We start from the raw sequence: 6,222 nt of genomic DNA, 5'->3' as shown, positions 1-6,222 counted from the left end.
CGGATCATGCGGTTAGCTGAATCGTTCTACGGTCAGACGTCAACCCGTCAAAAGTCGGGTGCTCGAGGACTCTGTGTATATCTCCTAAACTCAAATACGCTGCGCAAATACGCTGCGCAAATACTTTACGTCGAAGGGCTTTGTGTAAAGAAAAATTCGCCTTAATGAGCGAGTTCAAGCCACATTTCTGCATTTAGAAAAGCAAAACCCCCGCAGAGCAAGTCCACGGGGGTTTCAAATTCAAAAGCATTCTAGCTCGTGTAAAAGATGCTTAGAGCATACCTTCACGCTGTAGCTTTTTGCGCGCCAATTTACGGGAGCGACGGATAGCTTCAGCTTTCTCGCGTGCTTTTTTCTCGGACGGCTTCTCGAAATGTTGCTTGAGCTTCATTTCACGAAAAACGCCTTCACGCTGGAGCTTTTTCTTCAGAGCACGAAGCGCCTGATCGACATTGTTGTCACGAACACTAACCTGCATGTGGTTTTCACCACCTTTCTAGTTTGAAGTTGCAAGGATTTGCAGGAAGTGGCCGTATAGCAAAGCGGCCCTATATTGTCTAGTATATGGGTGACCCGTTTGAGAAGGACGTGAAGCGCGATGAACAATGCATTTTTGAAAGAACAGCTTTTGGATGCCGCAATCATTCATGTGGCTTTTGATGGCTGGAGCGAAGCGACGTTTGAGGCGGCTGTTCTGGATACAGACATCTCACCTGAGCTGGCGCGCATCGCTTGTCCTCGCGGTGCGGTTGATCTTGCGATTGCTTACCACCAGCGTGGCGATGCAGAGATGTTGGCACGATTTGCGCGTGATGACGTAAGTGCTTTGCGTTATTCGGAAAAAGTGACAACGCTGGTACGGTTTCGACTTGAAGCTGTAGACGACAAAGAAGCAGTGCGTCGTGGGACCACCTTGTTTGCTTTGCCACATCACGCGGGCGATGGAGCCAAGCTGATCTGGGGCACAGCCGATGCCGTTTGGACTGCGCTTGGCGATACTTCCACCGATTCCAACTGGTACACCAAACGCGCAACTCTGAGTGCTGTGTATTCAAGTACAGTTCTGTTCTGGCTTGGGGACACGTCAGACGACCACGCTGACACTTGGGCGTTTCTTGAGCGCCGAATCGAGGATGTGATGCGCTTTGAAAAAGTGAAGGCACAAGTTAACGAGTCCGCAGTGTTGAAGCCCTTGCTTGCAGGGCCTAAATGGGCACTCAGCTTTTTGAAAGCGCCGAGTTCTGGGCCGCGAAATGATTTGCCGGGCCGTTGGTCGGAACCCACCTAAATTGCTTGAAAGGATCGCCCATGCGCGCTGTTGAAATTACGAAGGCCGGTGGCCCAGAGGTCCTGCAACTCTGTGAACGTCCTATGCCAGTAGCAGGCTATGGGGATGTCGTGATCAAAGTGGCCTATGCGGGTGTGAACCGTCCAGACGCTTTGCAGCGCGCAGGGTCTTATGCGCCGCCACCTACTGCCAGCGATTTGCCCGGGTTGGAAGCTGCGGGAGAAATTGTTGCGATTGGCGCGGGCGTGTCTGAGTGGTCCGTTGGCGATCAAGTTTGCGCACTCTTGCCCGGTGGTGGCTATGCGGAGTATGTCGCGACACCTGCGGCGCATTGCTTGCCTGTCCCTGATGGGATGGGTTTGAAAGAAGCGGCTTGTTTGCCTGAGACTTATTTCACCGTATTTTCCAACGTCTTCCAAAGAGGTGGATTGCAAGCGGGCGAGCGTTTCTTGGTGCATGGTGGCTCTTCTGGGATCGGTACGACTGCGATCCAACTTGGAAAGCTGTTCGGTGCACGCGTGTTTACGACGGCAGGGTCTGATGAGAAATGCGCGGCGTGTTTGGAGTTGGGTGCGGAGCGTGCGATCAACTACCGTGAAGAAGACTTCACTGAAGTGATGAAGGGCGAGGGTGGCGCTGATCTGATCCTCGACATGGTTGGTGGCGAGTATTTGCCGCGCAATGTGAATACTTTGGCGCATGATGGCCGTTTGGTTCAAATTGCGTTTTTGCAAGGACCGAAGATTGAGCTGAACTTCGCGCTGATGATGATGAAGCGTTTGACGATCACAGGATCAACTTTGCGCCCGCAGAGTGACCTTGCCAAGGCGCGGATCGCGGATGCGTTGCGTGAACAGGTTTGGCCTTTGTTGAATGCCGGGCGTTTGGGGCCTGTGATGGATAGCGAATTTAACCTCGCCGATGCTGCCGCTGCGCATACGCATATGGAAAGCAGTGGTCATATTGGCAAAATAGTTTTGCGGGTGGGGTAACACTCTTTTTGCAAAAAGAGTGTGCAAGCTCCTTTGCAAAGGAGCTTGTTTTCTAGCGCACAGGATCGAAAAGGGCATTTGTCATTGAGCAATCCTTGATCGTGTCGCGCCCGCAAGGCACAGGGTCGAGGTCTTTGGACAAACAGATCCGCGCTTCTTGGATGCGGCCTTGTTTGCAGGTGATTGTCAGCGTGTTGGCTTTGAGGAGTGGGTTCTCTTTCAGAAACGCTTCTTCAATCACTTTGGCCGGAACTTTCACAGGGTCTTTCAATTTACGAAACAGTGCGGGGCGATTTACCTTGCCATAAGCTTCGCGGGACAAAGCGTAGTAGTCCTGTGCGCTGAGGCCGGAACAGGTGCCATGTTTTTTCCATTGATGCCAAGCCAGTCCAGACGTTCCCATGATATCGCTCATGCCATTGGTCATGGAACGCGGCGGCTGACGCTCTGAGGTGCGGCAAAAGCTAGGCCAGCCTTGGTGAAACTGCGGCCAGAGGCCATGTAGGGTCCATCCGAAATCGTTAGTCGCATCGCATTGCTCTGATCCGCGCGCATCGCCTTCCAAAGCGCACCACGTGGGGGTCCAGCTGAGAGCGAGGACGTAGTAGTCAAACTCCCCCGCTTTTTCGCCATCTGCACGCAAGCTTCCTGCGAGCATTATAAGTGCCAGAACCAGTTTGCGCATTGCCTCTTCCCTCTTTGTCCAATCGCTACTATATACCTCTCAAGTTCCCCCACAATGGTAACCCGCACCCCTCAAAAAGGTGCCGCCTATTTCAGGCGACGAGAGAGATTTGTTTGAAGGAGAGTTCCCATGGCCAAACCGATTATGGCAAAAGCAACCGCTGTATGGCTGGTGGATAACACAACGATCAGCTTCAAGCAGATCGCGGATTTCGTAGGGATGCACGAGCTGGAAGTGCAAGGGATCGCTGACGGTGATGTGGCCACTGGCGTTAAGGGTTTCGACCCGATCGCGAACAACCAGTTGGTTCAAGAAGAAATTGATTCCGCGCAAGACAACCCGATGCACAAGCTCGCGTTGAAGTATAACGCTGCCGCGCAAGGCGAAGAGAAACGCCGTGGCCCGCGCTACACACCTTTGTCCAAGCGTCAGGATCGCCCTGCTTCTATCCTTTGGTTGGTGAAATTCCACCCTGAATTGACAGACGGTCAGGTTGGTAAGCTTGTCGGCACGACGAAGCCAACAATCCAAGCCATCCGTGAGCGTACGCACTGGAACATTGGCAACATTCAACCGATTGATCCGGTTGCTCTTGGCCTGTGTAAGCAATCCGAGCTCGACGCAGCTGTTCAGAAGGCTGCGGCTAAAAAGGCAGCTGATGGCGAAGTGATGAACGATGATGAGCGCCGTAAACTGGTCAGCACAGAGCAATCGCTTGGCATGGAAGCGGAGCCGAAGATTCCGACGGCGATTGAAGGTCTTGAGACCTTCTCGCTTGGTGACGCCCCTGTTGAGCCGGAAGAAGAGACAGGCGATATTCACGACGCCGAGAGCTTCTTCAACATCAAAAGTGATGATGACGCTGAGGATAGCGACGAAAAGTAGGCGCCTCATTTGTGTGCTTTGATGGCTCCGTGCATTCATTTGCGCGGGGCCTTTTTTGTGTGACCTCGTTAGATGAGGCGCACCCTTACTTCTTCTAAAAGGCACGTCTTTGACTGAAAATGGTCACGTATTTCGCTGACACCTGATCCCGAAAAGCTTTGGAGTGAAACGGGATGGCATCCATCGATACACAATCATTTAATGCGCGCGCTGGCTTGGTTTTAAAGCCTCTGCCCAACAATGCGCTGCAAACGAGTGCGGCTTGTCGGCTCGGTGGACATCCCAACTTACCTGATGGGCTGGAATGACCGCATGTCAATGGCACGCCGTTTCACTTCTTTGCGCAGATTGATTTAGGGCTTTTGCCCCGTGAAAATGGCAGTGAAACCTCAATGCCTGAGATGCCGTCACACGGTACGATCTTTGTTTTTCTATGTCTTGAATATTGCATGAGTGATGTTGATCCGGTGATTTTGTATACGGATCACTCTTTGGATGGTGTGCCGGAGCGCATGCCGCCAGAAAACACCGCGCACTTGTTGAACAACGACCTAGAGCTCTCAGGGATGGTGCACGAAGATGGTGTGTCTGAGGCTGGGACGAGCTTTCGTGTTCAAAACGTTGATGTCCTTCCTTTCAACTCCTACCCAAGTGGTTGGCCGATTTGGGGCGATTGGGATGGGCGGCAAGAGGCGGAGCTTGAGCAACTTTTAGGACGCTTGCCGTCGCTGCCTGATCCACACCTTCCACCTGAGGGCATTGATGCGCCTTGGATGTCTGCACTACCCGAGCGTTACCAGAAAAATCGAATGTTGGCGAAAGCCACGCTCAACTGGGAAGATCTGTTTGATTGGGCAAAAGAATCCTACATGGAATTGTTGTCGCTTTTGCGAGGCGCAGCAAAAGAGAATGGTCCGCAGAATATAAACCCGTCTTCGCGACCCTATGTCGAAGAGCTCGACGCGCTCTGGGAACAGGCGAACTGGACCCACCATAAGTACCATTTCTGGCTTTTGTATTTTCAGGTCTTCTTAAGCCCCGGCGCAGATTACCCGCTAGATTATCGGTTTCGCCATTTTATGGAAATCGCGCAAGGCTGCCGCGGCAAAGTGCCTAAGCGTGTGCGCCAAAATTTTATTCAGGTGATTCAGGATCTTGAGCAAGCCGCGCAAAAGGACGAAATGCTTGCGTTGCAACCGATAGATCTTCCTGAGTATGCGCATATTCGTGCGAAAGACCTTGCTGATGCCGTAGCAAATGCGCTGCGAGTTCTTCAGCCACAAAGAACCGGGCCTGTTCCGCGCCGTGCGCTACCGAAAAATTGGGATGAGTATGTCGTACATAAGACGACTTTGCCTGACGTGGTTGAACGCGGGTTTCGTAGGACTGGTACGGGGATTATCCCTCTACAGATGTTCGGGTATGGGTATCTTTTACAGGACGCTGCATGGAAGCATAGAGACGACGTTCTGTTGCTTCAAATAGGCGATGGATTTGGTACGCCTTTGACGACGGTGGAGTTGCTTCAAGTCTGGATATCACCCGCAAATCTCGCAGCGGGTCACTTTGATAAGATTTATGCAACTTGGGAGGCAACGTAGCGGCTTAGGCCGTTTGCGCGTTCAGATATCAAATAAGAGGCCCAACGCTTTTGAATGCGCTGGGCCTTTTGGTTTCGATCAAAGACTGCTGCTTACTGCCGTCTTAGTTGGACTTACCGTAGAAATTCCCATCGCTGATAGTGATGTCAAAATTACCACCTGCGCGTCCTGATACGGTGCCGGTGACAGAATCGCCCTCAGTCGTGTCAGTCACAACATTACCGTTGAGGTTCAACGTGACATTCGCAGAGCCGCGAATGCGTTCTTCGCCCACAGCTGTGAGCTGGCCGGAGGCGATTGCGCGCAAAACGCCATCTGCTTCACTGCCACTGAGTGTAAGGTCGCCACCCAAAAGCTGTTCAGGCACGTCATTTTCATCCAACAGGTTGAGGTTATTGATGAGTCCATCAATTGTATTTCCATCGAAGTTAACATTCATAACCATGTCGCCAATCACAGCGCCATCAGCGTCACCAGATGCGCGACCACCTGCGGACCCCACAAACGAGGCGGTGCCGGTCGGTAGATTGTCGATTGATGTCCGCGGTAGCATGTTTACGCGTTCAAACTCAGCAAAGCGGCTTTCAACATCTTGCGATGAAATGGAAGGCGGTGTGGGGGATGCACAAGCGGCAAGACTGCCAACGGTTAAGATGAGAATTAAAGGATTTAGATTCACTGATACTCTCCAAATAATGTGTTGTTTGAGTAAAAGCGAGTTATTGTCAAATCTGGTGTTTGAGGATTGTTGGTCATGCAGCGATCTGGTCA

The 6,222-nt window shown here is 52.0% G+C and carries 7 protein-coding genes; 4 read left to right on the top strand and 3 right to left on the bottom strand.

Annotated features, from left to right (window positions below; genetic code table 11):
- Positions 1–271 precede the first annotated feature (271 nt).
- The gene (rpsU, locus tag PFRI_RS03040) at positions 272–478 is read right to left on the bottom strand and encodes a 30S ribosomal protein S21 (protein ID WP_009830066.1); all 207 of its coding nucleotides are present in this window, start codon (positions 476–478) and stop codon (positions 272–274) included.
- Between the two features lie 120 nt (positions 479–598).
- Between rpsU and PFRI_RS03035 the strand changes: the two genes are divergently transcribed.
- Positions 599–1,288: a COQ9 family protein gene (locus PFRI_RS03035; RefSeq protein WP_072629276.1), complete on the top strand. Its 690-nt coding sequence runs from the start codon at positions 599–601 to the stop codon at positions 1,286–1,288.
- Positions 1,289–1,308: 20 nt separating this feature from the next.
- Positions 1,309–2,280, top strand: coding sequence for an NAD(P)H-quinone oxidoreductase (locus PFRI_RS03030; RefSeq protein ID WP_072629275.1), 972 nt, complete (start codon positions 1,309–1,311; stop codon positions 2,278–2,280).
- A 52-nt stretch (positions 2,281–2,332) separates the two neighbouring features.
- Here the strand turns inward: PFRI_RS03030 and PFRI_RS03025 are convergent, their stop codons facing one another.
- Complete coding sequence (locus PFRI_RS03025; RefSeq protein WP_072629274.1) at positions 2,333–2,965, bottom strand: ribonuclease T2 family protein; 633 nt, start codon at positions 2,963–2,965, stop codon at positions 2,333–2,335.
- A 129-nt stretch (positions 2,966–3,094) separates the two neighbouring features.
- Here PFRI_RS03025 and PFRI_RS03020 point away from each other — a divergent pair, with 129 nt between their 5' ends.
- A complete protein-coding gene (locus PFRI_RS03020; protein WP_072629273.1) occupies positions 3,095–3,850 on the top strand; it encodes a DUF1013 domain-containing protein in 756 nt (251 codons plus the stop codon).
- Between the two features lie 449 nt (positions 3,851–4,299).
- Positions 4,300–5,451: a DUF1963 domain-containing protein gene (locus PFRI_RS03015; RefSeq protein WP_139292075.1), complete on the top strand. Its 1,152-nt coding sequence runs from the start codon at positions 4,300–4,302 to the stop codon at positions 5,449–5,451.
- A gap of 103 nt (positions 5,452–5,554) precedes the next feature.
- Here PFRI_RS03015 and PFRI_RS03010 read toward each other — a convergent pair whose 3' ends face one another.
- Entirely contained in the window at positions 5,555–6,130 is a 576-nt protein-coding gene (locus tag PFRI_RS03010; protein ID WP_072629271.1) for a hypothetical protein, read from the bottom strand.
- Positions 6,131–6,222: the final 92 nt, after the last annotated feature.

Origin of the sequence: Planktotalea frisia (genome assembly GCF_001890925.1) — a bacterium.
Classification (GTDB): Bacteria; Pseudomonadota; Alphaproteobacteria; order Rhodobacterales; family Rhodobacteraceae; genus Planktotalea; species Planktotalea frisia.
Note: the sequence above shows the minus strand (reverse complement) of the source record. Positions and strands in the feature narration are given on the sequence as shown.